Consider the following 26,622-nt stretch of genomic DNA (forward strand, 5'->3'; position numbering starts at 1 on the left):
GGACTAAACCTGTCAATATTAAATAATGGAGGACATTATAAATTAAAAGGTAATGCTCGACTAGAACAAACGAACAGTACTGATTTTCAGTTATTAGGAAATGTTTATTTTGATCCTGAACATTTTGAAAATATTGAAGGAAAATTTTATTTTTCTGCTCAAAATTTGATGCCAGCACAGTGGCAGAGTTTGTTTCCTAAAGCAACAAAGCACTTTGAAAGTGGTAAAGGAGATATACAGATATGGATGGATATTCGTAAGGGTGCTTTATCCTCAGTGCAAGCTCAGATTAAGTTAGAACAATTGGCGTGGCGTCTATTAAATAATCAACATACTCAATTGATTCAATCTTTTTTCGCGAATTTATCCTGGAAACCTGAAGATACAGGATGGCAATTGCAGGGAGACCACATTAAGTTGCGTGTTGGGGGCTTAAATTGGCCGGAAAATCAAATCTTGGTGAAATACAATAACGAGCAACAAAGTTATCAAATTTTCGTCAAAAAAATTATTATTGATTCTTTGTTATCTGATGCAATTAATTGGCCGAAAAGTATTCAACCTTTATTGCAAATGAAGCCTCAAGGTAGTTTATACGATACTCAAATTTTAATTATGGCAAATGTATTCAGTATCCCACCAATACCTTCATTTCCATCTGCTTCTGAAATTGGTGCTCATGACGCTGCAGTTAAATCTCATGCCGATGCGAAGCAGGCATGGTTGCAAAAAAATGAAATAAAGTATGTGCTAACACGATTTGAACAGTTAAGTTGGATTGGCAATACTAAAAAAAATATTCCAGCAGTTAAAAATCTTTCCGGTGTGATTAATTGGCAACCTGAAGAGGGGCGCTTGGAGCTGGATTCAGAAAATACAGAAATTGCTGTAAAAGGATACCCGATACAAAATCTAACCATACTCAATGGCTCTTTCGATTGGAAAGAATTAAATGATGGTTTACGCATTAGTATGGAGCGATTTGCTTTGAGTAAGCCTGAGCTGACTTTGAGTGCTCAGGGAGTTGTAGATCAGGTTACACGGCAATCTATAGGTACCATTCGTCTTGGTGCTGAATTTTCAGGTAAAAATATTCAGCAATGGACTGCTTTTCTTCCAAAGAAAAAATTAAAACCAAAATTATACGCTTGGTTAACCAACGATCTAAAATATATTAAAGAAATGAGTGGAACACTTACCTTAAATGGGCAGGCTAAAGATTTTCCTTTTGACAATAATAATGGTGTGTTTTCCATTATGAGTCATGTTAGTGGTGGAGAGCTATACATCAATCAAAAATGGAAAATTATTAAAGAGCTTGAGGGAACTCTCCAAGTAAAAAATCGCAATATGAATATTAAGCTATTAAATGCTGATATTGAGGGAGTTCCTGTAAAACAGATAAATTTACGTATTGACGACATAGGCAAAAATAAAGAGAACATGATCCTTGATGGTACAATTCAGGCGCCCATACAAAAAATGGTCGATTATGTCATGGCTTCTCCTTTGCAAAAAAAACTATCTCTTTTAAATCAATTATCGTTTGAAGATTCAGCGCAATTGAATTTAAATTTAGAAATTCCTTTATACACTGAAAACGATAAGGTGTTGGCAAAAGGTGATCTGACTTTTGAAAATAATTCAATTTTGGTTAAAAATGAATTTGCTCAATTTACTTTAGATGAAGTAGATGGCAGGCTGTTTTTTACCGAAGAAGGTGTTCGTGATAGTTCTTTAACAGCAACCGTATTAGATCATCCATTAAATATTAAATTACAATCGATAAAAAAACCTGTGCCGGCTACAACGATTTTCATTGATGGAAAATGGACTGTTGCGTCTTTAAAAAGTAAATTTAATTTGGATGTTTTGAGGTTAATAAATGGTTCCTTCCCAGTAAAGATTTTATTAAAGCTAGCTACTCAACCTTCCACAGCTGATACCTTAAGTTTTAATTCTTCATTGCAGGGATTAGCCATTAATTTACCAGCCACTTTAGGTAAGAACCGTCAAGATAAAGCACCTTTAGATATAAAGGTTGATTTGAATCCCGATAAATCAATCCGAGTAAAATCCAACTATGATAATCGAATTAGCACCGATTTTTTATACAAGAAAAGTAATGGAATTTTTGATTTTGATTCAGGTCAGGTGAAATTGGGGAGTTCCAATGCAATCAATCAAAAGTTTTCTGGGCTTTCGATAGAAGGTTCCTTAAAGGGTTTTGATTTAAATCAGTGGAAGGAAATGTATACTCAATTTTCTTCGGCAGCAACAAATACAACGTTTATGAACCGATTAAGATTAATTAATGTAACTTTGGATAAATTTAGTTTCATGAAACAACATTTTGATTCAATGCAGATAAAAGCAAAATTATTACCTAATAAAAATTGGTCTTTTAGTTTGCAGCAAAAAAATATTGCTGCCAATTTATCGTTTCATACGGCAAAAAATGAATTGAGCGGGCATGTGCAACACATGCATTTAGAGAAAATCGATACGGCCTCTAATGATTCGGCTCAATTATCGACTAAAGTTCATCCAGAGCAAATTCCCAATCTCAATTTACGTATTGATAACCTATCTGTGGGGCGGGTGAAAATTGGTGATGTGATTTTGAAGAGCCAATCCTCTCCTGGACGCTGGGCATTGAATTATTGTCATGTTAATTCACCTGTGTATCAATTTGATATTCAAGGCGAATGGACCCAGACAAAGCAGAATGATAAAACAAAAGTTCATATAATATTAAATACTATCAATTTGTCTAAAACTCTTGAACTCTGGGATTTTAATCCCGTAGTGGATGCAAAAAAGGGTTATGTAGAGTTTAAAGGTGGTTGGAATGAACGTTTATATAATTTTTCAATGGCTTCATTACATGGTGCAATGTACTTACAGCTTAAAAATGGCAGGATCACTCATTTAAGCCCTGAAACTGAAGAAAAATTAGGTTTAGGTAAATTATTAAGTATTCTAAGTCTGCAAACCATTCCAAGACGCTTGCAACTCGATTTTAGTGATTTGTCGCATGAAGGATTTAGTTTTGATGTATTTCAAGGAAATTTTAGCGTGAATAAGGGCATTATGAGCACGCAAGATAGTTTTCTGGATGGCCCTGTTGCTTATGCGAGCATGCAAGGTGATCTAAATTTAGTAAAACAAACTTATGATCTGAATTTGAAAATATCCCCACACATTACAGCAAGTTTACCTATCGTTGCTACTATTGCTGGGGGGCCCGTTGCAGGTGTGGCTGCATGGGTTGCCACTAAAATTATAAATCAAGGCATGCAAAAAATTTCTGCCTATAGTTATAAAATTTCGGGTCCCTGGAGTCAGCCTGTAGTGCAACAATTGAGTATTATAAAGAAAAAAAATGAGACAATGCCAGTTGGAAAAGGGCTTATCACTATTCAACCAGATCAAGAGTAGACTACATTATAATGAGATGATTATGCATTTACATATTTTAGGGATAAGTGGGACTTTTATGAGCGCACTTGCGTTGCTTGCTCGTGACTTGGGCTACATGGTAACCGGAAGCGATGCAAATTGTTATCCACCGATTAGTGATTTGCTCGTAGATAAAGGTATATCTTGGACTGAGGGGTATGAAGAGAGCAGTATGGCATTAAAAGCAGATGTGGTACTTGTTGGTAATGCCATAAAACGAGGAATGCCTGTTCTTGAAGCCGTAATTGATGCAGGTAAAAGTTACACTTCAGGACCCCAGTGGCTTGCGGAAAATATTTTATCTAAATATCAAGTTATTGCTGTTTCAGGAACTCATGGTAAAACCACCACAACTTCTATGGTCTCCTGGATTTTGGATCAGGCTGGCTTAAATCCTGGGTTTTTAATTGGTGGAGTATCCTCAGATTTTAAAACCAGTGCACGCATGGGTAGCGGTAAATGGTTTGTTATTGAAGCGGATGAATATGACAGTGCCTTTTTTGATAAGCGTCCTAAATTTATGCACTATCGTCCAAGGATTGCTATTTTAAATAATTTGGAATTTGATCATGCAGATATTTATCCCAACCTTGAAGCCATTCAATTGCAGTTTCAATATTTATTGAAGACTATTCCTGCAAGTGGTGTTGCGATTAAACTTAGGGACGACAAGGCATTAAATGAGGTTGTTGCTCTTGGTCAATACTCACGTGTCGAAGAACTTGCTTTATTTGGTGATGCCCACTGGTCAGTAAAACTTATTGAGGAGAATGGTTCAGCATTTAAAGTAATTCACTGTGGTGAAGAAGTTGCAGAGGTAAAGTGGTCTTTGATTGGGTGTTTTAATGTGGAAAACGGCTTGGCTGCGATTGCTGCTAGTGTAAATGCTGGGGTGAGTCCAAAAGTTGCTGCAGAAGCATTAGAACGTTTCACGCCAGTGAAACGTCGGTTAGAGGTAAAGTCAAACAAACATGGTATTACTGTTTACGATGATTTTGCGCATCATCCCACCGCCATTATGCGCACCATAGAGGCTTTAAAGGGAAGTAATAGACACCAACGTATTTTTGTTGTCTTAGAATTTGCATCATATACTATGCGCATGGGAGTACACGCTGCTGAGATGGCTCAGGCTTTAGCCTCGGTTAATAGGGCTTACATTTTAGAACCACAGAATTTTAATTTTAAAGAAATGCTAGATAATTGGATTTGTTCTTATCGAATTTGTAAAAATACGAATGAAATTGTGGATGAAATTTCAAATCATGTCCAAGAAGGCGATGCAGTATTAGTAATGAGTAATAGAGGATTTTATGACATCCATAAACAACTAATACATGCAATTGATGCGCGATATGCTGGGTAAAATTTGAGTTTAATTAATGCAGAATAATTTTATATTAAAGTCTTTCTTTTCAGAGGTTAAAATTATTTTGCGCAAATTAATTGAATATTTTAGTGCGAGCTCAACACTGTTTTTAGTTCGAAGCAACGGCTACGTTTAGCTTTTACAGTTGATTTTTATTTAAGTTTCTTTTGTTTTTAAAAACGAACTATTCGAAATTACTTATCAAATCCTTTCTGATGAAGGTGAGGTTGATGCAGTGGATATTAAGTTTTTAACCGCTAAAAGATAATAAATCACAAGCGTTTCATTCAAATAATATTGCTAAAGACGGTTACGGTAATAAAAAGGCTCTATAAAAAGAGCCTTTTTATGTTAACCACCTTTATTCATCAGTTAAGCGGAAGTATTTTGTACCAAAATATCGTTGTAATTTCTTTCTAATTGTACCGCGACTAATCCCTAGCATTTTAGCAGCTTGCAATTGATTACCACGGCGCTTTTCCATTACAGCTTGTAATAATGGCGGTTCAACTTCAGACAATATCATATCATAAAGATCTTCTATGTTTTTGCTTTTGTTTTCAGCTAGAAAACGAGTAACCAGATTATATACTAAATCCTGAAGACCTTGGTCTTGTTTAGTAATTGATTGGGTAGATTCAGGTGTTTCAATGATATTCATTTTAACTTCCTTATTATTTAATTAATCAACATCAGTCCAATTGCTTACATTTATTGTGAAAGCAAAATTAATTGTACATGAAGGGTAATTGATATTCTATATTTTATTATTAAAATAATGCATTTTTTTCGAACAATTGACTCTCTATTAGTTTCAATAAAGAACCATCTGATTTTTCATGAGACAATGAGTGCTTAAATTTTTCTAATCGAGCAAGCATCTTCTCAGACTGTATTTCATCATTCATGAATTGAGTAATGTAGTTGCTTAATTCACGAGGATTACAATCATATTGTAAGAACTCAGGAACTATCATTTTATTAGATAAAAGATTGCACAAACCCAGAAATTTTACTTTGATAAGTTTTGTAGCAAGCAGATAGGTAAGAAAAGAAGATTTATATATGATACACATGGGTTTTTCTAATAAAGCACATTCAAGAGATGCTGTGCCTGAGGCGACAACGACAAAATCGGCTGCTGCCATACAGCTTAATGCCTGATTCTTTACAAAAGTAACTGTTAAAGTGCTGTTATCAAAATAGGAGGTTATTTTATTGATATCAACAGTATTTGCAACAGGAATAATAAATTGTAATTCAGGATACTGATGGTGTAAGCGTTGTGCAGTATCGCGTAATACAGGCATATGTCGCTCAATTTCATTCTCACGACTTCCAGGTAGGAGCGCAAAAATTTTAGCATCTAAAGGTAAGTTTAATATAGATCGTTGTGAGGCAGTGTCGCCAATGGAAGAAATTTTTTCAACTAAAGGATGACCTACAAAACTTACGGGAACATTCGCTTGTTCATAGATTGTTTTTTCAAAAGGTAAGATAACAGCCATCATGTCAATACATTTTTTAATTAGATGGATGCGTTTTGCTTTCCAGGCCCAAATTTGCGGGCTGATATAATATAAAATTTTAAGTCCTAACTTTTGTTTGGCATAGCGTGCAAGCCGCAGGTTAAAACCAGGATAATCTACTAGAATAAGTAAATCGGGTGATTGTTTCGCTAAGTGTTTTTTAATGAGAGTAAATGCTTTACGAATAACATTGATATGGCGAATGATTTCAGTGATGCCAGTGACGCCAAAACGTGCGAGGTCAAAAATTAATTCGGCACCTGCTTCCTGCATGTGCTGACCACCAATCCCACTGATTTTAATATTAGGATAAACGGTTTTTAATTGTTTAATCAGTACAGAGGCATGAACATCACCTGATTCTTCACCCGCTATAATAACAACATGTTTAGCTTTTTGCATGACGTTCAAACAGATTGTTATGGATCAACGCGGTAATATGTTCTGCAGTGCTTAATGCGATAAGACCCTCTTCACCAGTAACCAGTGGGGTGCTATTTTTTTCAATGCATGTCAAAAATGCATTGATTTCTTCTAATAAGGCATCATCTTTCTCAAGCTCTTTTTGTTCGTGAACAATTTCTGCAATTCCGGGAAAAATTTCTCCTGGGCCTTTTTTAAATATAGAGAATTGTTTGTTCTGATAATCAATTAAGAGAAATGAATTTTCCTGGAATATACGGGTCTTACGAGAGCTATTAACGCTGATGCGGCTCGCAGTTAGGTTAGCAACGCAGTGATTGGCAAATGTGATTTGTACGTGTGCAATGTCAATAGTCTTTGTGACAACAGCTGTTCCTTGTGCAAGAACAGAAACAATGGGACTTTTCACCATGTTTTGAATCAGATCAATATCATGAATCATGAGATCTAGCACCACATTCACATTAGCACTGCGTGGAGTAAATGAAGACAGACGTTCAGCCTCAATAAATAGAGGTTTTTCCAAATAGTGATTTAATGTAAGTCGAGCAGAGTTAAAACGCTCGAGATGTCCTATTTGTAATTTAACTTGATGTCTTTTAGCCAGTTGTATTAATTCTTTTGCTTGAGTAGTTGTTTCTGTAATTGGTTTTTCAAGCAATACATGAATACCGCGCTCTAAAAAAGCTTTAGCAATTTCATAATGGGTGCTGGTTGTGGAGGCAATACTTACGGCATCAACTTTGTCAAATAATTCATCAAAATGAGTGTACGCTGGGACATTCAGTTCACGTCCAACGGCTTCTGAAGCGAGTGAATTAAGATCACAGACAGCAATTAATTCGGCGTTAGGAAGGAGTTGATATTTTTGTGCATGAAATCGACCGAGATAGCCGACACCAATCACCGCGCAGCGAATTTTGTTCATAAAAATATTTTTGCTAATAATTTGTGCTTTATGATCGCATTTCCTGGATGATAAATCAATTTTAAATAGGTATTATTAGACTTCTAAGCTTATCTGAAGATAAAGGGAATAATAATGAATAATAATATACTTATCGCAGGGGTTGACGAAGTAGGTCGTGGTCCTTTGGCTGGGGCGGTAGTTACTGCGGCAGTTATTTTAAAAGAACCTATAAAAGGGCTTGCTGATTCTAAAAAATTGACTGCTAAAAAACGTAAATTATTATCTTTACAAATACAGGAAAGTGCTTTGGCATTTGCTTATGGCAGGGCAGAGGTTGAGGAAATAGACGAACTTAATATTCATCATGCTACGTTATTGGCTATGAGACGGGCGGTGGAGGCGTTACCGATTAAACCTGGACAAGTGCTGGTTGATGGGGCTTATGCGCCAAAATTGGCTATTCCGTGCCGTGCAATTGTTCAGGGAGATAGTTTAATTCCTGAAATAAGCGCCGCTTCGATTCTTGCCAAGGTCATTCGTGATGAAGAAATGGAGGCGCTTGATAACATTTATCCTGGATATGGTTTTGCCGAACATAAGGGGTATCCTACAGTGGTGCATCGAGAAGCTTTAGTTCGACTTGGTCCTTGTGTAATTCATAGACGAAGCTATGCTCCGGTGGCAGCTTTGCTCTGAAAATAAGCCTTCACGCCCCTTGTAAAGAGGGGACTTGAGTATTTTTACAAGAGAACTGGCTAAAGTTCTCAAGGTCAAGTTTTTCTTCTTTTGGTTATTTGCTCATCTTGATTTTTTCTAACTTGACTCTCTGTTTTCTTGTTTTCAGAAAATAGAGTTGGTGATGAACCTTTTCCTTTTGAATAAAAATCAGGAGCAGATCTTTTATTTTTATAGTAATTATTTTGTGTCACATTCTGTGGATTTGCCACATTGTCTTCTTGAGTCGATTTTTGAAGATCAAATGACTCCGATCTTTTATTATGTAAATCGGTAGTGGGTGGAGTATTTTGCTTAAAAAATTCTTGAATTTCCTTATAGGTATCCTTGTCTACTAAGTCAGCTGGATAATGTTCTTGCTGTGAAAATAATATTTGTTCTATTGTTTGTATGGAATCACTTACACTAAATTGTTCGGGGACACTTACCTTTTTAGCATTAGCATATAATAGTCGTCTTCGTCGTACATTGTAGTTTATATATTCCAATGGTATCAAAGAACCATCTGCTTGCTGTAATTTTCCTTCAGTAATCAAACCAGTCTTGGGATTAATTTGGGTTGAGATTAAATCTTCAGGATTGACATGTCCGCTATAAATAGTACCGGTACCTGCATAAACCCATACCATTTTAGAACGTTGTTGTTGCGTACTCTTAGTAACATGTTCCAATCGTATCAAAGAACCGTCTGCTTGAGGTAACATACCTTCAATAATCGAAGCAGTCTTGGGATTAATTTGCGTAGAGGTTAAATCTTCAGGATTGACATGTCCGCTAAAAATAGTATCTGTGCCTGCATAAACCCATACCATTTTAGAACGTTGTTGTTGCGTACTCTTAGTAAAAAAAGAGTTTTCGTCACAAACAATTAAATAATATCTTATGCGAACTAATGGACATCAGAATCCCAAAACTGGCTAAAAAGGTTACCATTGCTGTACCTCCATAACTTATTAAAGGCAAAGGAATTCCCACCACGGGAATAATGCCCATGACCATTCCAATGTTAACAAAGCCTGACATAAAGAAGGACATGGCAAGGCTTGCAGCAAGAAGACGGGTAAAGGTTGTTTGTGCATTAGAGGCAATATGTATGCTTCTTAAAGAAATTAAAACAATCAGTGCAATGATGATAAAACCCCCAGCGAAGCCGAATTCCTCGCCACTAACGGCAAAAATAAAATCAGTTGCATGTTCTGGTAAGAAATTAAGATGGGATTGGCTGCCTTGTAACCAGCCTTTGCCCACCAGACCACCAGAACCAATAGCAATTTTAGATTGAATAATGTGATATCCAGAACCTAAAGGATCTTGTTCTGGATCAAGCAAAGTATAAACTCGTTGTTTTTGGTAGTCATGCATGACATGCCAAATTACAGGAATGGCTGAACCAATTAATAGAATCAGTAATAAAATAACTTTAAAACGAATACCGGCTAAAAATATAACACAAAATCCAGCTGCAGCTACCATAATGGCTGTTCCTAAATCAGGCTGTTTGGCAATAAGCAATGTGGGGACGCAGATAATCAGTCCTGCAACAGTAAGTGCTTTTAAACTACTGGGATGAGCCTGGCGATCAAAATACCAAGCAGCCATCATAGGTACAGCCAATTTCATCACTTCAGAAGGTTGAAAACGAAATAAACCTAACTCTAACCACCGTTGTGCTCCTTTGCCGATTTTTCCCATGAGCATCACGGCAATTAGCAAAGTTAAGCCAATGCTATAAATCCAGGGGGTCCATATTTTATATTTATGAGGTGGCACAAAACCTAAAATAATCATAATGAATGATGCAGTAATTAGTCTTATTGATTGACGAAAGATCATGCTCATATTTGTATTGGAGGCACTGTATAAAATCAAAAGGCCAAAACTAATTAATAAAAGCAATAATCCTAATAATGGGAAGTCGAGATGGAGTGCTTTCGCGGTGAAGCGATAAACGGGTTTAGTGTGTTGTCTATTCATGATTCGCTTTCATTTGATAAAGTGTGTAATAAGTATCAAGTATTTTGCGTGCTACCGTTGCAGCAATGAAGTCATTTTCAACAACCACCGCTACAGCAATTTCCGGCTTATCTACTGGAGTAAAGGCAATAAAGAGAGAGTTGTCACGCAGACTTTCAGGTATATCTTCATATTTTGTTTTTTCATATTGCCGGCCACTAAATACCTGTGCTGTACCGGTTTTTCCAGCTACAGGGTAGGGCGGATTACGCCCAAACCGATATCCTGTTCCTTCGTTACTTGTAAGTACACTGTGCATAGCGTCTTTAACAATATCCCAATTCTCTTTATCTTTAAGATAAATGGGATATTCTTCGATAGGTTTGTACTCTTTTACTTCACCATTGTCACTATTTACTATTTTAGTTAATAAATGCGGTCTAAAACGTTGTCCATGCTGACTTAAGGAGGCTGTCGCATTAGCCATTTGCAATGGAGTGGCAAGCATAAAGCCCTGGCCAATGGCAGTGATTAAGTTATCGCCCGGATACCAGGATATTCCCTTGGTTTGTTTTTTCCAGCGTAAACTTGGCACAATTCCTGTTGTTTCTTCATACAGATCAATATGACTCAAATGACCTAAACCAAATTTGACAAGCATGTCTTCAATATTGGAAATACCCATTTTATTACCTAATTGATAATAAAATGTATCGCAAGAAACAGTGATAGAGCGTTTAAAATTGATCATGCCGTGTCCTGTTTTTTTCCAATCCCTATAAATGTGACTGGAGTTTGGCAATTTATATTTACCTGGATCATAAATCGTAGTAGAGGTTGTAATGAATCCTTTATCTAAGCCAGCTAAACCCACAAAGGGTTTAATTGTGGAGGCAGGAGGATAAACACCACGGACTGCTCTGTTAAACAGAGGTTTTTGTAGGGTATCGGATAATTTTTTGTATTCTTTGGAACTAACACCATTGACAAAAATATTGGGATCAAAACTCGGAGAGCTCACTAATGCTAAAACTTCACCATTTTTAGAGTTAATGACTACAGCAGCTCCGCGTTTGTTTTTAAGAGCTTCATAAGCTGCTTTTTGCAGACGGGTATCGATACTTAAATAAAGTTTTGAGCCAGAATGAGGATTAATTTTATCAATTACCCTGAGCGTGCGTCCGCTCGCATCGGTTTCTGCCATCTGGTAACCTACTTTACCGTGGAGAATATTTTCGTAGTATTTTTCAATACCTGCTTTACCAATGAAGTTGGTGGCTCGATAGTTGGTTGGATCGACAGTTCTTAATTCCTGAATGTTAATGCGACTTACATAACCTAACACGTGTGCGGTGATTTCTCCTTGTGGATAATAACGCATTAGACGGGCTTTTATACTGACTCCAGGAAAGTGATATTGATTAATTGCAAAAAGAGCTACTTCTTCTTGGGTCAATTTTAATTTAATAGGAATTGGCATAAATGAACGATTTTGTTTTCTGAGCCGATTAAAATTTTCTAAATCATCCTTGGTGATGGATGGGAGCAGTTTATGCAGTTGTTTTAGCGTTTGCTGTAAGTTTTTGACGTGCTCTGGAATGATTTCAAGAACGTATACTGGGATATTTTCTGCCAGCAGCACGCCATTTCTATCAAGAATCACACCCCTTGGGGGAGCCATAGGGGTAATATCCAGTTGATTTTTTAATGAAAGGGTTTGATATTTTTTAAATTCAGAGATTTGTAGGTAGGCAAGTCGTAATATTAAAATGGACGATAAAATGATGACAAATGCAATCAGCAAATTAAGTCTAAAACGTTGGTGTTGTGATTCTGTTTGATAATTTCTAAATGATTGATTAAGATTCATTACGCACAGAGGGAGCAAATAACTGCATAGTATATTAAAATGAGAGTATTTACTATTCTTCATGGGAAGTTTTGTTGCAGGGAGCAGTGTTTTTGGGGATTACTTATGATAAGGATGATTATTAATAATTGACCAAGCTCTGTATAAAGTTTCCAGTAATATAATACGCACTAAGGGATGTGGAAGGGTCAATTTGGATAAAGACCATCGTTCATCACTGAGTTTAAGAAGTTCTTGAGAGAGTCCTTCAGGACCACCAATAAGGAAACATAAATGGCTTGATGTTTGTTGCAGCTGGGTTATTTTTACAGCCAGTTCTTCACTACTTAAAGACACACCTTTAATTTCCAAAGCAATAAGGCGTGTACCATGAGGTATAGTTGCTTTAATCAAGGCAGCTTCTTTTTCCATAATACGTGCTAAATCAGATGACTTACTACGGCGAATTAAGGGGATTTCAATTATTTTTAGCTGAATACCGTCATTAAAGCGTTTAGCATAATCATTTGAACCTTGGATCACCCAATTGGGCATTTTATTGCCTAAAGTAATGACAGTAATTTTTAGCATGTTTTTAATTGTTAGGTTGTTCTTCCCAAAGTCCTTCCAGATTGTAAAATTGTCTACTTTCAGGCTGCATTATATGAACGATAAAATCACCAAAATCAATCAGTGCCCAATCACCAGTTTCCAGACCTGTGCAGTTTAAGGCAGGTAAACCTACTGCTTTCATCTCTTCCATTACTTTCTGTGCAATAGCTTTAACATGACGAGCAGCGCGTCCTGAAGTAATAATCATGTAGTCTGTAATTGTGGTTTGTTGATGAACATCAATCACTTTAATGTCGAGTGCTTGAATATCTTCAAGTGTTTGCAGGAGTTTAACTAGCATTGGATTTTCAGCGGACATAAATAAGAAATCTTCTATCAAAAAGCGGTCAATCATATCAGTATTTCTCTTATATAAAAAGAGGTTTTTAAATCTTTTGTGGTTTTTTTAGTGCACAGGAGTCAATAAAAATTTAATTAGACCAAATAAAATCAAACAACCCAAAGAAGCAATAAAGAGTATCTCCAATTGTTGTGTAAATGCTGCGGCATAAAGCGTTTTTAATACGGCAATATTGGTTTCACCTTCTGGAATGGCTGTTAATGAGGCTAATTTACCAGACAAAAATCCTCCAATACCCAAGGAAACAAAAAAGATACCCATCATCGTACTGACTTTATTCTTATCAGCAAGCAACGTAATTGCCGCTAAACCTACAGGAGACAGTAATAACTCAGCTAAAGAAAACATTAAATAGGCTGGGATGATTAGCAGTGGGGACAATAAACTCGTTCTGTCAGTGAAATTACTCACTAAAACAATAATGGCATAAGCTGCTGTAATAATAAAAATAGCGTACAAAAATTTTTTTCCAATATTTAATCTTTGTTCCATTAAATTCAGTTTGGTATTTTTCTTCGCTAAAAAATAGCCAATAATTAACATGCCGATGCTTTGGATGGTGACATAATAAGGAGGAGGAAACTGGATACCAATCAATGTAGGTTCTACTACTCGTGAAATGAAGAGCGTTAAGGACATAAACATTTGGAAATAAAAGGTCCAGAAAACCACGGAGATAATACACAATAGGCCGATAACCAGTGTTTGTCGTGATTGATTGGCATTTTCTCCATAGATTGCATACACAATGTATCCTGCTGAGAGTAGGACAATGAAACTGAAAAATAAATTAGATAAGTGGGGTGAATTCAAGATATAAAAAAATAAGGACCATAAAAACACCATTAAACTCAAAGCAGCCACAGTTTTTTTGTATTCAAATACAAATGGATTGTAATCCTTAATTTGGTATATTTTTATTCCCACAAAAAATACTGTAAAGGCAATTATCATTCCTATAGCTGCACTGGCAAATGAAGCGGGCCAGCCAAAATATTCATAAAGTAAGCTTGGAATCGTAGTCCCTAGAATAATACCAGAAGTAATCCCCATATAAAAAATGGTAAATCCACTTTCACGTCGAACGGAGCTTAATAAGTATTCATTACCTAAAAGTGATGAGATATTTGGTTTTAATAAACCTGTTCCCACAGCAATGCCTGCCAATGCCGCAGTCAATACTGTGGGGTTGTTTACGGTGGCTAAGAAACAATAACTGATGAAAAGGACAACTGCGCCCAATAAAACAGATCTTTTTTGACCGATTAATTTATCTGCTATCCAACCGCCGGCAACCGGTGATAGGTAAGTTAATGCAGTAAAGCAACCAACTAGGGCATATGTTTGCTTATCAGGCCATTTAAAACATAAAGCCAAATAAAGTGCTAACAGCGATTGGACAACATAAAAACCATATCGTTCCCACATTTCAGTGGCAAAAAATATAGATAGTGATTTAGGGTGTTTTTCTGAAAGAGAAGGCAATATATTACAACTAAGCTAAGGGCATTATTTTTGAGTATAACATGGCGTTTTTAGAGAGACTACCTTTCTTTCACTCTATGGTAGGAAACCGCGAGTAAACTTCAGAAAAAAATTTTTCAAACAGTCCCTCATTCAGCATGAAGAATCTTCGCTCTATGTCTGGGGTGAAGATATGGAAAAATTTAGAAAAATGATGATTTATAGTTTATTATACGGTCTTAATTCTGATAATTTTGGCGCCTCAGATTTGTTTTCCGCAAAAAACGATAAGTATAGGAGTGATTATTTAATATTTTAATACAATAACGTTTTGAATTTTAGAAGTTAATCCGTCATATTGCTCTTTCGACATTTTAGAAAATAAGTTCCCTAATCCATTTAATTCTTCTACAGATAATTTTTCCAGTAAATTATTGCATAAATTAAGGGAAATCAGGTTACTCGAAAAGACAGTGAAGGCTTGGATTAATTCTGTTCCAGTTCTTCTATCCAACTTATTCAAGCTCAAATCATAGATAACCCCTTAGGAAGTTTTTTAAACGCTTCTTCTAGCTCAACAGCAATTTTTTGCCAAGAAAATTGTCGCTCAAATTAAGCTCAGTTCCGGTTTGAATAGAGGCAAACATTTTGGCTAGTTCACTACCTTTGAGGTTAATCGTGAGGACTAAACCCTCTATGCTCTAACAGGCGTCTGGTGTATGATGTTCCTAATTTTGTAGCAATGGAGCATCGCCTTATGAGGGAAAATAAATCGGCGCAAATAATACGAGCAAATCGTGGCACAGAAAAACAGGCTAAAAGTTGGTTGACTGAGGCGGCATTACGAATGCTTCACAATAATCTCGATCCTGATGTAGCAGAAAATCCTGATTCTTTGATTGTTTATGGTGGTTTAGGAAAAGCAGCACGGAATTGGGAATGTTTTGCTAAAATTGAGCAAGTTTTGAAGTCTTTAGAGGAAAACCAGACCTTACTGATTCAATCGGGTAAGCCTGTTGGCGTTTTTACTACCCATGAAGATGCGCCGAGGGTATTAATTGCCAATTCAAATTTAGTACCTCATTGGGCCACCTGGGAACACTTCCACGAATTAGATAAAAAAGGGCTTATGATGTATGGTCAAATGACCGCAGGTAGTTGGATTTATATTGGCTCTCAAGGGATAGTGCAGGGAACTTATGAAACGTTTGTTTCCGCTGCACGCAAACATTATGCCGGTGATTTAGGTGGACGATGGATCTTGACTGGTGGTTTAGGGGGTATGGGAGGAGCGCAAACTTTAGCAGGAACAATGGCTGGTGCTAGTGTTTTAGCGGTTGAATGTGATTTGTCGCGCATTGAAAAACGTTTGAAAACTCGATATTTGGATCGATACACAACGAATCTGGATGAAGCATTACAATGGATTGATGAGTCGTGTCAAAGAAAAATACCTATTTCGGTCGCTATTTTAGGGAATGCTGCAGAGATCTTTCCACAGCTAGTCGCGCGTGATGCTACGCCTTCGTTAGTCACTGACCAAACTAGTGCACATGATCCCTTGAATGGTTATCTTCCTCTTGGATGGACTCTTACTCAAGCCGCTACTAAGCGTAGAACAGCCCCAGAGCAAGTAGTATACGAAGCTAAAAAATCGATGGCAATTCAAGTACATGCCATGCTTGAATTTCAAAAAAGGGGAATTCCAGTTTTTGATTATGGCAATAATATCCGACAAATGGCATTTGAAGCAGGTGAAACAAATGCATTTGCGTTTGAGGGATTTGTACCTGCTTACATCCGGCCATTATTTTGTGAAGGGATCGGACCTTTTAGATGGGTGGCTTTGTCCGGAGATCCTGAAGATATTTATGCCACAGATGAAGTGGTTAAAAAGCTGATCCCTGAGAATAAACACTTACATCATTGGCTGGATATGGCAAAGGAAAAAATTGCCTTCCAAGGTTTACCAGCGCGTATTTGCTGGGTTGGCTTAAAAGATCGTGTACGTTTGGCTTTAGCATTTAATGAAATGGTAAAAAATAACTTAGTTAAGGCACCGATCGTAATTGGCCGTGATCATTTAGATTCTGGATCCGTTGCTAGTCCTAATCGTGAAACGGAAGGAATGCTCGATGGTAGTGATGCCATATCTGATTGGCCCTTTTTGAATGCATTATTAAACTGCGCCAGTGGGGCAACATGGGTAAGTATTCATCATGGTGGTGGTGTTGGAATGGGATTCTCACAACATGCTGGAGTGGTTATTGTTGCGGATGGAACTGAAAAAGCAGCACTTCGGCTTGCTCGAGTACTTCATAATGATCCTGCAACAGGGGTGATGCGCCATGCAGATGCGGGTTATGTGCTTGCTAAGCAATGCGCAATAGAAAATAAATTGTGGTTGCCAATGGAATTCTAGAACAGTAAAACTTATGTAATAAAAAAGATTAATTTGTAGACCGTTGACAATTCAGTAGTTATTTATTTGATTTGTTCTTTGTACCAAAGGGAGTTAATTAATGTCTGAGCCTTTTATTCTTCATCCAGGTCAATTGACATTACAGTCGATTAAACATGTTTTAAGTAAAAAATTACCCTGCACGCTTTCGGAAAGTGCATTGAATGTTATCAACTCAGCACATCAAATTGTACTGAAGGTGATACAGGAAAAAAAAATCGTTTATGGAGTTAATACAGGTTTTGGATCTTTAGCGAATAAAAAAATATCCTCTGAGAATTTAAAACAGTTACAAAGAAATATTGTCTTATCACATGCATGTGGCACAGGTGACTTACTTTCTGATGAAGTAGTTGCCCTAAGCATGTTACTTAAAATTAATATTTTATCTCAAGGTTATTCTGGTGTGCGCCTGGAATTAATTAATGCCTTGATTTCATTATTTAATCACCAAGTTTTTCCTTGTATTCCGACCAAAGGTTCAGTAGGTGCTTCTGGTGATTTAGTTCCATTAGCGCACATGTCTTTACCATTACTCGGAGTAGGGGAAGTACGCTACCAAGGTAAACTAATTAAGGCCGTTGATGGTTTAAAAATTGCTGGTCTTGAACCTATAGAGTTGGAAGCTAAAGAAGGCTTGGCGTTACTTAATGGCTTGCAGGTTTCAACTGCTTTGGCTATTGTGGCGCTTTTTGCGAGCGAAAATCTATTTGTAACAGCCCTCGTTTCTGGCGCATTATCGGTGGATGCAGCTCAGGGAAGTTCTGTCCCCTTTGATGATCGTATTCATCAGATACGAGGACAGCAAGCACAACGGGATGTTGCGTGCTATTATAGAGAGTTATTAAAGGGTAGTGAGATTCGTGACTCTCACTTGTATTGTTCTCGGGTTCAAGATCCTTATTCATTACGATGCCAACCGCAAATTATGGGGGCAGTCCTGCACCAAATTCGCTTTGTTCGTGAAACATTGCAGATTGAGGCAAATGCCATTACTGATAATCCTTTAATATTTAGTGAAGAGGGTGATATTATTTCTGGAGGTAATTTTCATGGCGAAATTATCGCAATGGCTGCAGATAATCTTGCATTGGCCATTGCAGAAATTGGTGCTAATGCGGAACGTCGTATCGCTTTATTAATTGATAAACAATTTAGCGGTTTGCCTGCCTTTTTAGTTAAAGAAAGCGGTTTAAATTCTGGTTTTATGATTGCTCATGTAACGGCTGCTTCGTGTGCCAGCGATAATAAAGCACTTGCTCATCCACATTCTGTGGATAGTATACCAACTTCTGCTAATCAGGAAGATCATGTATCCATGGCAACTAATGCAGCCAAAAGATTGCATTATATGAATGATAATACAGCGACTATTTTGTCAATTGAATTATTGGCAGCATGTCAAGGTATCGAGTTTCGTAAGCCTTTAAAAACAGCTCCTTTACTCATCGAAGCATATAATAAAGTGCGTGATTATGTTACTCCTTATGATAGTGACCGATATTTTGCTCCTGATATTGCTGTAATTAAACAAAAGATTATAAATGAGGAGTTTTCTCAATTCGTCTTTGGTAACAAGAGTCTTATTTAACTTTGGGGTAAATTGAAGTGAGTATCGAAATTTATACCGACGGAGCATGCAAAGGTAATCCAGGCCCTGGGGGCTGGGGTGTTTTGCTTCGCTACAAAGGACAGGAAAAAACATTGCATGGAGGGGAAACGCTTACTACTAACAATCGTATGGAGTTACTGGCGGCGATTAAGGGTTTGCAAGCACTAAAGCGTCCTTGTGTTGTTAATTTACATACCGATTCTCAATATTTACGGCAAGGAATGATGGAGTGGTTAAGTGGCTGGAAAAATAATGATTGGCGTAATTCGAAAAAAGAGCCCGTAAAAAATGCAGATCTGTGGAAAATATTAGATGATTTAGCCTCTGTGCATCAAATCAAATGGCATTGGGTTAAAGGACATTCAGGTCATGTGGAGAATGATTTGGTTGATGCTTTAGCTAATCAGGGTATAAAAGAGCTTAGTGAGTAAATTAATGCGACAAATAGTATTGGATACAGAAACCACTGGTATAGGTCATGAACAAGGACATCGTATCATTGAAATTGGCTGTGTGGAATTAATCGATAGAAAATTAACCGGAAAAAACTTCCATATTTATCTTAATCCTGAGCGTGCAGTCGATGCCGGCGCGTTTAGGGTACATGGTATTAGTGATCAGTTTTTACAAGACAAACCATTATTTGCTGATATGGTATCTGATTTTTTGCAATTTATTGATGGTGCTCAGTTAATTATCCATAATGCAGCGTTTGATGTGGGATTTTTAAACTCTGAACTACACCATGTACGATGGCAAAAAAAATTAGAAGATTATTGCGATATTTTTGATACGTTAACCTATGCTCGTGAAAAATTTCCTGGACAACGTAATAGTTTAGATGCCTTATGCAAACGTTTTGGCATTGATCACTTTAATCGTCAGCTCCATGGAGCGTTACTTGATGCCGAAATATTAGCTTTTGTTTATTTGTCTATGACTGGAGGTCAAGGCAGTTTGTTTGCTGAAAATGAAGAGACTACCAATAAATCTGCACACAAGACACACAAAGCTGCTGCATTGCAACTAGTGAATCCTATAGTAATTCAAGCGCAGGGTGAAGAATTAAAGCAACACCAAATCTTTATAGAATTTTTGTATAAGAGCTCAGGAATTAATCATTGGGAGTAACCTAATTCTTATAGGCTAGCAGAGGTTGGTTGTCCTGTAAGCAGGAGATAAATAAAGTTCACAATAGAGTGAAATCATAGGGTTATGCTTCTTCTGCTAAGTCATCGGGCATTGTAATATTCAATTCAAGTACTGAATTATCTCCCATACGTTCAAGATTAACACTAACCTGATCGCGTGTAACGTTAACGTATTTTGCAATAACCGCCAAAATTTCTTCTTGAAGCTGTGGCAGATAATCAGGAGTATTTCGTTGTGAGCGCTCATGAGAAATTATGATTTGCAAACGCTCTTTTGCAACAGAGGCTGAAGCCGTTCTTCTGCGTAAGTAGTTGAATATGCTCATACAGTCACTTCCTCTTTGTTTTTGCTGAATAAGCGACGCAATAACCCTTTACGATCATTACTTATAAAACGCATTGGTCTGTCTTCCCCAAGAAAACGAGCAATTGCGTCTTGATAAGCAAGGCTTGCATCACTACCCTCGTCAAGTACAACGGGTACACCTGTATTTGAAGCTTTCAATACTGATTTGGATTCGGGGATAACCCCAATTAATGGGATAGCTAAAATTTCTTTTACGTCATTTACAGACAACATATCACCACGCGCCACACGTTCTGGATCATAGCGTGTTAGTAATAAATGTTCTTGTATTGGGGTGTTATTTTCGATAGCCCTTTTTGTTTTGCTGGCAAGTAGACCAAGAATTCTGTCAGAATCACGTACAGAAGACACTTCAGGGTTGGTAACTACGATCGCATGGTCAGCGAAATACATAGCCATTAATGCACCTGTTTCAATTCCTGCGGGTGAATCACAAATAATAAATTCAAATTTTTGCGCCAGATCATTAAGAACTTTTTCAACACCTTCAATAGTTAACGCATCTTTATCCCGTGTTTGTGACGCAGGAAGAATAAATAGGTTTGGAAGACGCTTGTCTTTAATTAGTGCTTGATTCAGGGTAGCTTCTCCATTTATGACATTAATAAAGTCATAAACGACACGGCGTTCGCAACCCATAATGATGTCCAGATTTCTTAAACCTATGTCAAAATCGATGACTACAGTATTATGACCTAATAAGGCAAGACCTGAAGAAATAGCTGCCGAAGAAGTAGTTTTTCCTACTCCACCTTTACCTGATGTAATAACAATTATTTTAGCCAACGCTGAACCCTTCCTGTTTTTTGATTCAACACATTCTTAGGAACCAGTGTACACGCTATTGAATATTTAATACAAGTGTTATCGGGTTAATTAATAGATAATTGCTCTATAATAAACAAACTGGTTATTAAATTGCTAAAAACCATTATTTTCCTTTTATTAGCGTAGCAACTGGTATAGTAACTTAAAAACAGTTTAAGTTTTACCTATTTAATTTTTGTAGTATTTGTAGTATACTTTCTGGTTATTTTAACTACTTTGTTGAGAATAAAATGTCTTTAAACATAGTGCAACAATCATTAACGTTTGATGATGTTTTACTTGTTCCTGCGCACTCTTTAATTCTTCCTAAAGATGTATCTTTAAAAACTAAACTAACTCGAGAAATTAATCTGAATATGCCTTTAGTATCCGCAGCAATGGATACAGTGACTGAAGCACGCTTGGCCATTGCTTTAGCACAAGAGGGCGGTATTGGTATTATTCATAAGAATATGACAATCAGTGCTCAGGCTGATTCGGTTCGTAAAGTGAAAAAATTTGAAAGTGGAATGGTTAAAGACCCAGTTACTGTAACTCCTGATATCACAGTAAAGGAATTATTGAATGTTATGACTAACCATAATTTCTCAGGTGTTCCTGTAGTTGATGGTCAAAATTTAGTAGGGATTGTAACCAGTCGTGACATTCGTTTTGAAACCAATTTATCCTTAGCTGTTGCTAAGGTAATGACCCCTAAATCACGTTTAGTGACGGTTAAAGAGGGAGCTGCTCGTGAAGAGGTACGCAGGTTGTTGCATAAACATCGTATTGAAAAATTATTAGTAGTAAATGATGCATTTGAATTACGAGGTTTAATAACAGTTAAAGATATTCAAAAAGCAAAAGAAAATCCTTACGCTTGCAAAGACAGTGCAGAGCAACTTCGTGTGGGTGCCGCTGTTGGGGTAGGTAATAATACTAATGAGCGGGTTGCAGCATTGGTGGAGGCAGGGGTCGATGTCATTGTTATTGATACAGCTCATGGCCATTCTCATGGAGTGATTGATCGGGTGAAATGGATTAAAAAATACTATCCTGACATCCAAGTAATTGCTGGGAATATAGCTACAGCTGCAGCCGCTCGTGATTTATATGCTGCAGGTGCTGACGCAGTTAAAGTCGGTATTGGTCCTGGCTCTATATGTACTACTCGTATTGTAACAGGTGTCGGCGTGCCACAAATTAGTGCTATAGCCAATGTTGCCCAAGAGCTTAAAGGACAAATTCCTATAATTGCTGATGGAGGTATTCGTTTTTCTGGTGATGTGTGTAAAGCACTTGCAGCAGGTGCTGATACAGTAATGTTGGGAAGTATGTTTGCTGGGACCGAAGAATCACCTGGCGAAATAGAGTTGTATCAAGGTACTACTTATAAAAGCTATCGGGGCATGGGTTCTATTGGTGCAATGGCTTCAGCACAAGGGTCAAGTGATCGATATTTTCAGGATGCTTCTTTAGGTTCTGAAAAATTAGTTCCTGAAGGAATTGAAGGACGTGTTCCGTATAAAGGGTTAGTACAAACAATTATTCACCAAATATTAGGGGGTTTGCGTTCATGTATGGGTTATACAGGATGTGAAACAATCGAACAATTGCATACCAAAACAGAATTTGTTCAAGTGACTAATGCTGGAATTCATGAGTCACATGTGCACGATGTCAGTATTACCAAACAGGCACCGAATTATCAGGTAGATAATTAATAATGAATGATTTAAAACAACATCCTTTAGTAATTCTTGATTTTGGCTCTCAATACACTCAATTAATTGCACGTCGTGTACGTGAGTTAGGTGTATATTGCGAAATTCATCCTTTTAATATAGAGCTTCAGCAATTCACTCAACTTAATCCTTGTGGTGTGATTCTATCTGGTGGTCCATCAACAGTAACCCATCAGGCAAATCCGCGCGCCCCAGAATGGATATTTACTGCCGATCTTCCTATATTGGGCATCTGTTATGGTATGCAAACCTTAGCAGTTCAATTAGGTGGTGAAGTGAAATCATCCTCATTAAGAGAGTTTGGTCACGCGGAATTAAAGTTACTTGATCGCTCCCAATTATTTTCACAAGTCGAAGTTCACAATTCAGCGGATGGAGATGCTTTATTAGATGTTTGGATGAGTCATGGCGATAAGGTGACGCAATTACCCCTTGGCTTTAAGATCATTTGTGAAACTTATAATGCGCCGATTGCTGGAATGGCTGATGAAAGTCGACGTATTTATGGTTTGCAATTTCATCCAGAAGTAACCCACACCGAACAAGGATTAAGTATTTTAAAACATTTTGTTGTGGATATTTGTCATGCTTGGACTTCTTGGACTTCTGAACTTATTGTCGATGAAGCAATTCATAAAATCAGAGAGCAAGTAGGTGAAGAGAATGTATTGCTTGGCTTATCCGGAGGAGTTGATTCCTCAGTTGTTGCTGCTTTATTACACAAAGCTATTGGTGATCAATTAATTTGTGTTTTTGTTGATACTGGTTTATTGCGCCTCAATGAAGCAGATGAAGTTATGAAGATGTTTGCTCAGCATATGGGTATTAATGTAATCGCAGTTAATGCTGAAGAAAAGTTTTTAAATGCCCTTAAAGGTATTACCTGTCCTGAAGAAAAAAGAAAAATTATTGGTCGTACTTTTATTGAGGTGTTTGACGAAGAAGCGCATAAAATTTCAAATATATCCTGGCTTGCTCAGGGAACAATCTATACTGACGTGATTGAATCTGCTGCGACAAGCACTAATGGTGCTTCAGTTGTTATTAAATCACATCATAATGTAGGAGGTCTTCCTGAAAACTTGAAGTTAAAATTATTAGAGCCACTACGTGAATTATTTAAAGATGAAGTGCGCCACATTGGGCTTGAGTTGGGTTTACCACATCATATGGTTTACAGGCATCCCTTTCCGGGGCCAGGTTTAGGAGTACGGATTTTAGCTGAAGTTAAAAAGCACTATGCGGACATTTTACGTAAGGCAGATGCTATTTTTATCGACGAACTGCATAAGGCAGATCTTTATCATAAAGTGAGTCAAGCGTTTGCTGTATTTTTACCCATTAAAAGCGTGGGTGTTATGGGTGATGGGCGTAAATATGAATATGTAATTTGTCTGCGTTCGGTAGAAACAGTAGATTATATGACAGCTCATTGGTCGCATTTACCGTGGGAATTTTTAGGCAAGGTATCCAATCGCATAATTAATGAAGTTGAAGGTGTATCACGTGTTACTTATGATATTTCCGGTAAGCCGCCCGCTACTATTGAATGGGAATAGGAAAAAGCGTCAACTACGTATGGGTTAATGATGAAATGACGACAAAATGAATGATCATTACTGGATGGAAATAGCCTATAAACAAGCTTTCCTGGCACAAAGCGAAGGAGAGGTTCCTGTTGGGGCAGTATTGGTTAACATGGAAGGAGTTTTATTAGGTGTCGGTAGAAACGCGGTGCAAAACAGTCATGATCCTGCTGATCATGCTGAAGTCCGGGTAATCAGGCAGGCTTCGCAACAATTAAAAAACCACAGATTATTAGGTACTACTCTTTATGTAACTCTTGAGCCTTGTTCTATGTGTGCCGGACTTTTAGTCCATGCCCGCATAAAACGCCTGGTTTTTGCAACTCGTGATTTTAAAGCAGGAGCTGCAGGTTCTGTATGTAACTTATTACAAGGTAATCCTCTAAATCATAGAGTGCAAATTGATGAAGGAATAATGCAGCAAGAAAGTGCTCTTTTATTATCTGATTTTTTTAAAACGTGTCGCTGAATGAATGCTTCGACACTAGGAAAGCTCCTCAATTAATTTTTGTCGTAAAATTTCTTTCTCTTCATTATTTAATTTTTGATTCTGTTGATTGGTAATATAAAACATATCTTCAGCTTTTTCACCGGCAGTGACAATTTTTGCATTATGTAAATGAATATTAAATGTTAAAAATACTCTGCTAATCGTGGCTAGCAATCCAGGTCTGTCTCCCGTTACCAAAAACAAATGAGTATGATTATTAAGTAGATTACTGCTGTAATTAATTTGTGTTTCAACATTAAAGTGCGCTAAAACAAGAGAACGTCTTTTTTTTGAAATAACAGGAAGTTGATCTTTTTGCGCCAAATGTCTGCATAAAGCCTGTTGAATCTCTGTAGAACGTTTTGAATTGAAAAATGCTTGATTTTGTTCATCTAAAATAATATAGGTGTCCAAATCAAACTGATTATCACAGGTCATGATCATTGCTTCGTGAATAGTAACATGATAATTACTTAAGACTGCGGTAGTTATCGTAAATCGAGCATCCTGGTGCGGCATATAAATAAAGACTTCAGTTCCGCCCTGACTATGATGTGGCATAATCATAACCAAAGGAAACTGGCTGCACGTTAATATTGCTTTAGTATGTCGTGCAATAACTTCTGGTGATTCGTGCAAAAAATATTTGTCTTTTATATTTCCCCACAATTCGTTAATTGCTTTAGGAGATATTCCTTCTGCAACCAAAATAGTTAAAGCGTAATGTTTTTTTAGATTAATGGACGTGGTTTCATCCATTAATTCCTGGGTTTTATGCAACAGGTGTTTGGCTGCACAATAGAGCTCCTTTAATAGAGAGTCTTTCCATGCATTCCATAAGTTGGGATTAGTACCGCAAATATCTGCTACTGTCAGTAGATATAGATAGTCTAAATAGTGAGGTTGTGGCAACAGTTGGCAAAAATTTTTGATGGTATTAGGATCATAAATATCCTCCCTTTGTGCAGTGCGTGACATGAGTAAATGATTACGTACTAACCAAATAAGTAAATCACGGTCATCTTTTTGTAATTTGTGATTTTGAGCAAAATATTGAGCTTCTATGGCTCCTAATTCGGAATGGTCTCCACCTTGTCCTTTGGCAATATCATGAAATAATGCACTTAGGTAAAGAATTTCTGTCTTATCTAAAGAATGAATAATTTGTGCACATAGAGGAAATTGTTGCACATACTCTTTTTGTTTAAAACGCGATATATTACGAATTACGAATAAAGTATGCTGATCAACAGTAAATACATGAAATAGATCATATTGCATTTGTCCCGTAACCGATTCAAAGCATTCAAGATAATGCTCTAAAACTCCATAGCAATTCATAAATTGTAATGCTTTATAGGGGTTTTTATTGGTTTTTAGAATGTTCATAAACAATTCAGTTGTTTTTAACGACATTTTAAATTGTTTGTTTATTAAATAAAGTGATTTTCTGATTAAGCGAATGGTACTCGCTCTTACCCCTTCAATGTCAGGTCGTTTGGCAATCCAGAGAAATAATTTAAGTAGCGCTTGGGGTTTTTGGTTAAATACGCGCAGCGAACGTACTTCAATGTAGTGATTTGATAATTGAAAGTCATTATCTAAATGTACTAATTTTTGTTTTGGTGGTTGGGCAATAGTTTCATCAAACCATTGTAATAACATCTCATTCAATTCTCGGCTGCGTTTAATTATTTTGAAATAATTTTTCATAAATTGTTCTATGGCTAAAGAGT

Annotated in this window: 23 protein-coding genes; 10 read left to right on the forward strand and 13 right to left on the reverse strand. The window is 36.9% G+C overall.

From position 1 onward, the window contains the following. A partial coding sequence (locus tag WA877_RS00670; protein WP_425169018.1) for a YhdP family protein occupies nucleotides 1-3,441 on the forward strand: 3,441 nt, incomplete at its 5' end. A gap of 16 nt (nucleotides 3,442-3,457) precedes the next feature. Continuing rightward, a complete protein-coding gene (gene mpl, locus WA877_RS00675; protein ID WP_425169019.1) occupies nucleotides 3,458-4,828 on the forward strand; it encodes a UDP-N-acetylmuramate:L-alanyl-gamma-D-glutamyl-meso-diaminopimelate ligase in 1,371 nt (456 codons plus the stop codon). Nucleotides 4,829-5,192: 364 nt separating this feature from the next. Here mpl and WA877_RS00680 read toward each other — a convergent pair whose 3' ends face one another. The 3 genes from WA877_RS00680 to WA877_RS00690 form a co-directional block, all read right to left on the reverse strand. Continuing rightward, entirely contained in the window at nucleotides 5,193-5,492 is a 300-nt protein-coding gene (locus WA877_RS00680; RefSeq protein ID WP_425169020.1) for a helix-turn-helix domain-containing protein, read from the reverse strand. Nucleotides 5,493-5,601: 109 nt separating this feature from the next. Continuing rightward, nucleotides 5,602-6,762 (reverse strand): lipid-A-disaccharide synthase, encoded by a 1,161-nt coding sequence (lpxB, locus tag WA877_RS00685; RefSeq protein ID WP_425169021.1) that lies wholly within the window; start codon nucleotides 6,760-6,762, stop codon nucleotides 5,602-5,604. Continuing rightward, the gene (locus WA877_RS00690; RefSeq protein WP_425169022.1) at nucleotides 6,749-7,711 is read right to left on the reverse strand and encodes a Gfo/Idh/MocA family protein; all 963 of its coding nucleotides are present in this window, start codon (nucleotides 7,709-7,711) and stop codon (nucleotides 6,749-6,751) included. Before WA877_RS00690 ends, lpxB begins: the two co-directional genes overlap by 14 nt. Before the next feature lie 114 nt (nucleotides 7,712-7,825). Between WA877_RS00690 and rnhB the strand changes: the two genes are divergently transcribed. Beyond that, nucleotides 7,826-8,389 carry a ribonuclease HII gene (gene rnhB / locus WA877_RS00695; RefSeq protein ID WP_425169023.1) on the forward strand — a complete coding sequence of 188 codons (564 nt, stop codon included), beginning with the start codon at nucleotides 7,826-7,828 and terminating at the stop codon, nucleotides 8,387-8,389. 74 nt (nucleotides 8,390-8,463) lie between these two features. On the opposite strand, the gene WA877_RS00700 is transcribed toward rnhB, so the two are convergent. The 7 genes from WA877_RS00700 to WA877_RS00730 all read right to left on the reverse strand — a co-directional run bounded on the left by WA877_RS00700 (nucleotide 8,464) and on the right by WA877_RS00730 (nucleotide 15,196). Continuing rightward, nucleotides 8,464-9,240 carry a hypothetical protein gene (locus WA877_RS00700; RefSeq protein ID WP_425169024.1) on the reverse strand — a complete coding sequence of 259 codons (777 nt, stop codon included), beginning with the start codon at nucleotides 9,238-9,240 and terminating at the stop codon, nucleotides 8,464-8,466. A gap of 46 nt (nucleotides 9,241-9,286) precedes the next feature. Continuing rightward, the gene (gene rodA, locus WA877_RS00705; protein WP_425169025.1) at nucleotides 9,287-10,402 is read right to left on the reverse strand and encodes a rod shape-determining protein RodA; all 1,116 of its coding nucleotides are present in this window, start codon (nucleotides 10,400-10,402) and stop codon (nucleotides 9,287-9,289) included. After that, complete coding sequence (gene mrdA, locus WA877_RS00710; RefSeq protein ID WP_425169026.1) at nucleotides 10,395-12,251, reverse strand: penicillin-binding protein 2; 1,857 nt, start codon at nucleotides 12,249-12,251, stop codon at nucleotides 10,395-10,397. The genes rodA and mrdA overlap by 8 nt, the downstream gene beginning before the upstream one ends. 99 nt (nucleotides 12,252-12,350) lie before the next feature. Next, on the reverse strand, nucleotides 12,351-12,821 hold the full coding sequence (gene rlmH, locus WA877_RS00715) for a 23S rRNA (pseudouridine(1915)-N(3))-methyltransferase RlmH (RefSeq protein WP_425169027.1): 471 nt from the start codon (nucleotides 12,819-12,821) through the stop codon (nucleotides 12,351-12,353). Between the two features lie 4 nt (nucleotides 12,822-12,825). After that, nucleotides 12,826-13,161 (reverse strand): ribosome silencing factor, encoded by a 336-nt coding sequence (gene rsfS / locus WA877_RS00720; RefSeq protein ID WP_425169028.1) that lies wholly within the window; start codon nucleotides 13,159-13,161, stop codon nucleotides 12,826-12,828. An 87-nt stretch (nucleotides 13,162-13,248) separates the two neighbouring features. Then, a complete protein-coding gene (locus WA877_RS00725; protein ID WP_425169029.1) occupies nucleotides 13,249-14,688 on the reverse strand; it encodes a peptide MFS transporter in 1,440 nt (479 codons plus the stop codon). A 286-nt stretch (nucleotides 14,689-14,974) separates the two neighbouring features. Continuing rightward, nucleotides 14,975-15,196, reverse strand: coding sequence for a hypothetical protein (locus WA877_RS00730; protein WP_425169030.1), 222 nt, complete (start codon nucleotides 15,194-15,196; stop codon nucleotides 14,975-14,977). Between the two features lie 228 nt (nucleotides 15,197-15,424). Here WA877_RS00730 and hutU point away from each other — a divergent pair, with 228 nt between their 5' ends. The 4 genes from hutU to dnaQ all read left to right on the forward strand — a co-directional run bounded on the left by hutU (nucleotide 15,425) and on the right by dnaQ (nucleotide 19,871). Next, nucleotides 15,425-17,089 (forward strand): urocanate hydratase, encoded by a 1,665-nt coding sequence (gene hutU / locus WA877_RS00735; protein WP_425169031.1) that lies wholly within the window; start codon nucleotides 15,425-15,427, stop codon nucleotides 17,087-17,089. A gap of 100 nt (nucleotides 17,090-17,189) precedes the next feature. Then, nucleotides 17,190-18,719, forward strand: a complete 1,530-nt coding sequence (gene hutH, locus WA877_RS00740; protein WP_425169032.1) for a histidine ammonia-lyase — start codon at nucleotides 17,190-17,192, stop codon at nucleotides 18,717-18,719. A gap of 17 nt (nucleotides 18,720-18,736) precedes the next feature. Continuing rightward, nucleotides 18,737-19,171 carry a ribonuclease HI gene (gene rnhA / locus WA877_RS00745; protein ID WP_425169033.1) on the forward strand — a complete coding sequence of 145 codons (435 nt, stop codon included), beginning with the start codon at nucleotides 18,737-18,739 and terminating at the stop codon, nucleotides 19,169-19,171. Between the two features lie 4 nt (nucleotides 19,172-19,175). Next, nucleotides 19,176-19,871: a DNA polymerase III subunit epsilon gene (gene dnaQ / locus WA877_RS00750; protein WP_425169040.1), complete on the forward strand. Its 696-nt coding sequence runs from the start codon at nucleotides 19,176-19,178 to the stop codon at nucleotides 19,869-19,871. Between the two features lie 82 nt (nucleotides 19,872-19,953). Here dnaQ and minE read toward each other — a convergent pair whose 3' ends face one another. Then, entirely contained in the window at nucleotides 19,954-20,217 is a 264-nt protein-coding gene (minE, locus tag WA877_RS00755; protein WP_425169034.1) for a cell division topological specificity factor MinE, read from the reverse strand. Beyond that, complete coding sequence (gene minD / locus WA877_RS00760; protein WP_425169035.1) at nucleotides 20,214-21,044, reverse strand: septum site-determining protein MinD; 831 nt, start codon at nucleotides 21,042-21,044, stop codon at nucleotides 20,214-20,216. Before minD ends, minE begins: the two co-directional genes overlap by 4 nt. 272 nt (nucleotides 21,045-21,316) lie before the next feature. Here minD and guaB point away from each other — a divergent pair, with 272 nt between their 5' ends. The 3 genes from guaB to tadA are packed head-to-tail and all read left to right on the forward strand — an operon-like array spanning nucleotide 21,317 to nucleotide 24,865. Further along, entirely contained in the window at nucleotides 21,317-22,789 is a 1,473-nt protein-coding gene (guaB, locus tag WA877_RS00765) for an IMP dehydrogenase (protein ID WP_425169036.1), read from the forward strand. 2 nt (nucleotides 22,790-22,791) lie between these two features. Beyond that, nucleotides 22,792-24,369, forward strand: coding sequence for a glutamine-hydrolyzing GMP synthase (guaA, locus tag WA877_RS00770; protein WP_425169037.1), 1,578 nt, complete (start codon nucleotides 22,792-22,794; stop codon nucleotides 24,367-24,369). A gap of 46 nt (nucleotides 24,370-24,415) precedes the next feature. Next, the gene (gene tadA, locus WA877_RS00775; protein ID WP_425169038.1) at nucleotides 24,416-24,865 is read left to right on the forward strand and encodes a tRNA adenosine(34) deaminase TadA; all 450 of its coding nucleotides are present in this window, start codon (nucleotides 24,416-24,418) and stop codon (nucleotides 24,863-24,865) included. 15 nt (nucleotides 24,866-24,880) lie between these two features. Here tadA and glnD read toward each other — a convergent pair. Beyond that, a partial coding sequence (glnD, locus tag WA877_RS00780) for a [protein-PII] uridylyltransferase (RefSeq protein ID WP_425169039.1) occupies nucleotides 24,881-26,622 on the reverse strand: 1,742 nt, incomplete at its 5' end.

It is taken from the genome of Legionella sp., assembly GCF_049790535.1.
Lineage (GTDB): Bacteria > Pseudomonadota > Gammaproteobacteria > Legionellales > Legionellaceae > Legionella.

Excerpts from the sequence above, each read along its gene's own strand:
- hutH (WP_425169032.1), top strand. The coding sequence starts at position 17,190 with ATGTCTGAGCCTTTTATTCTTCATCCAGGTCAATTGACATTACAGTCG.
- guaA (WP_425169037.1), top strand. The coding sequence starts at position 22,792 with ATGAATGATTTAAAACAACATCCTTTAGTAATTCTTGATTTTGGCTCT.
- WA877_RS00680 (WP_425169020.1), bottom strand. The coding sequence starts at position 5,492 with ATGAATATCATTGAAACACCTGAATCTACCCAATCAATTACTAAACAA.
- rodA (WP_425169025.1), bottom strand. The coding sequence starts at position 10,402 with ATGAATAGACAACACACTAAACCCGTTTATCGCTTCACCGCGAAAGCA.
- WA877_RS00690 (WP_425169022.1), bottom strand. The coding sequence starts at position 7,711 with ATGAACAAAATTCGCTGCGCGGTGATTGGTGTCGGCTATCTCGGTCGA.
- minE (WP_425169034.1), bottom strand. The coding sequence starts at position 20,217 with ATGAGCATATTCAACTACTTACGCAGAAGAACGGCTTCAGCCTCTGTT.
- rsfS (WP_425169028.1), bottom strand. The coding sequence starts at position 13,161 with ATGTCCGCTGAAAATCCAATGCTAGTTAAACTCCTGCAAACACTTGAA.
- dnaQ (WP_425169040.1), top strand. The coding sequence starts at position 19,176 with ATGCGACAAATAGTATTGGATACAGAAACCACTGGTATAGGTCATGAA.
- rnhB (WP_425169023.1), top strand. The coding sequence starts at position 7,826 with ATGAATAATAATATACTTATCGCAGGGGTTGACGAAGTAGGTCGTGGT.
- mpl (WP_425169019.1), top strand. The coding sequence starts at position 3,458 with ATGATTATGCATTTACATATTTTAGGGATAAGTGGGACTTTTATGAGC.
- hutU (WP_425169031.1), top strand. The coding sequence starts at position 15,425 with ATGAGGGAAAATAAATCGGCGCAAATAATACGAGCAAATCGTGGCACA.
- tadA (WP_425169038.1), top strand. The coding sequence starts at position 24,416 with ATGAATGATCATTACTGGATGGAAATAGCCTATAAACAAGCTTTCCTG.
- lpxB (WP_425169021.1), bottom strand. The coding sequence starts at position 6,762 with ATGCAAAAAGCTAAACATGTTGTTATTATAGCGGGTGAAGAATCAGGT.
- mrdA (WP_425169026.1), bottom strand. The coding sequence starts at position 12,251 with ATGAATCTTAATCAATCATTTAGAAATTATCAAACAGAATCACAACAC.
- rlmH (WP_425169027.1), bottom strand. The coding sequence starts at position 12,821 with ATGCTAAAAATTACTGTCATTACTTTAGGCAATAAAATGCCCAATTGG.
- guaB (WP_425169036.1), top strand. The coding sequence starts at position 21,317 with ATGTCTTTAAACATAGTGCAACAATCATTAACGTTTGATGATGTTTTA.
- WA877_RS00700 (WP_425169024.1), bottom strand. The coding sequence starts at position 9,240 with ATGGTATGGGTTTATGCAGGCACAGATACTATTTTTAGCGGACATGTC.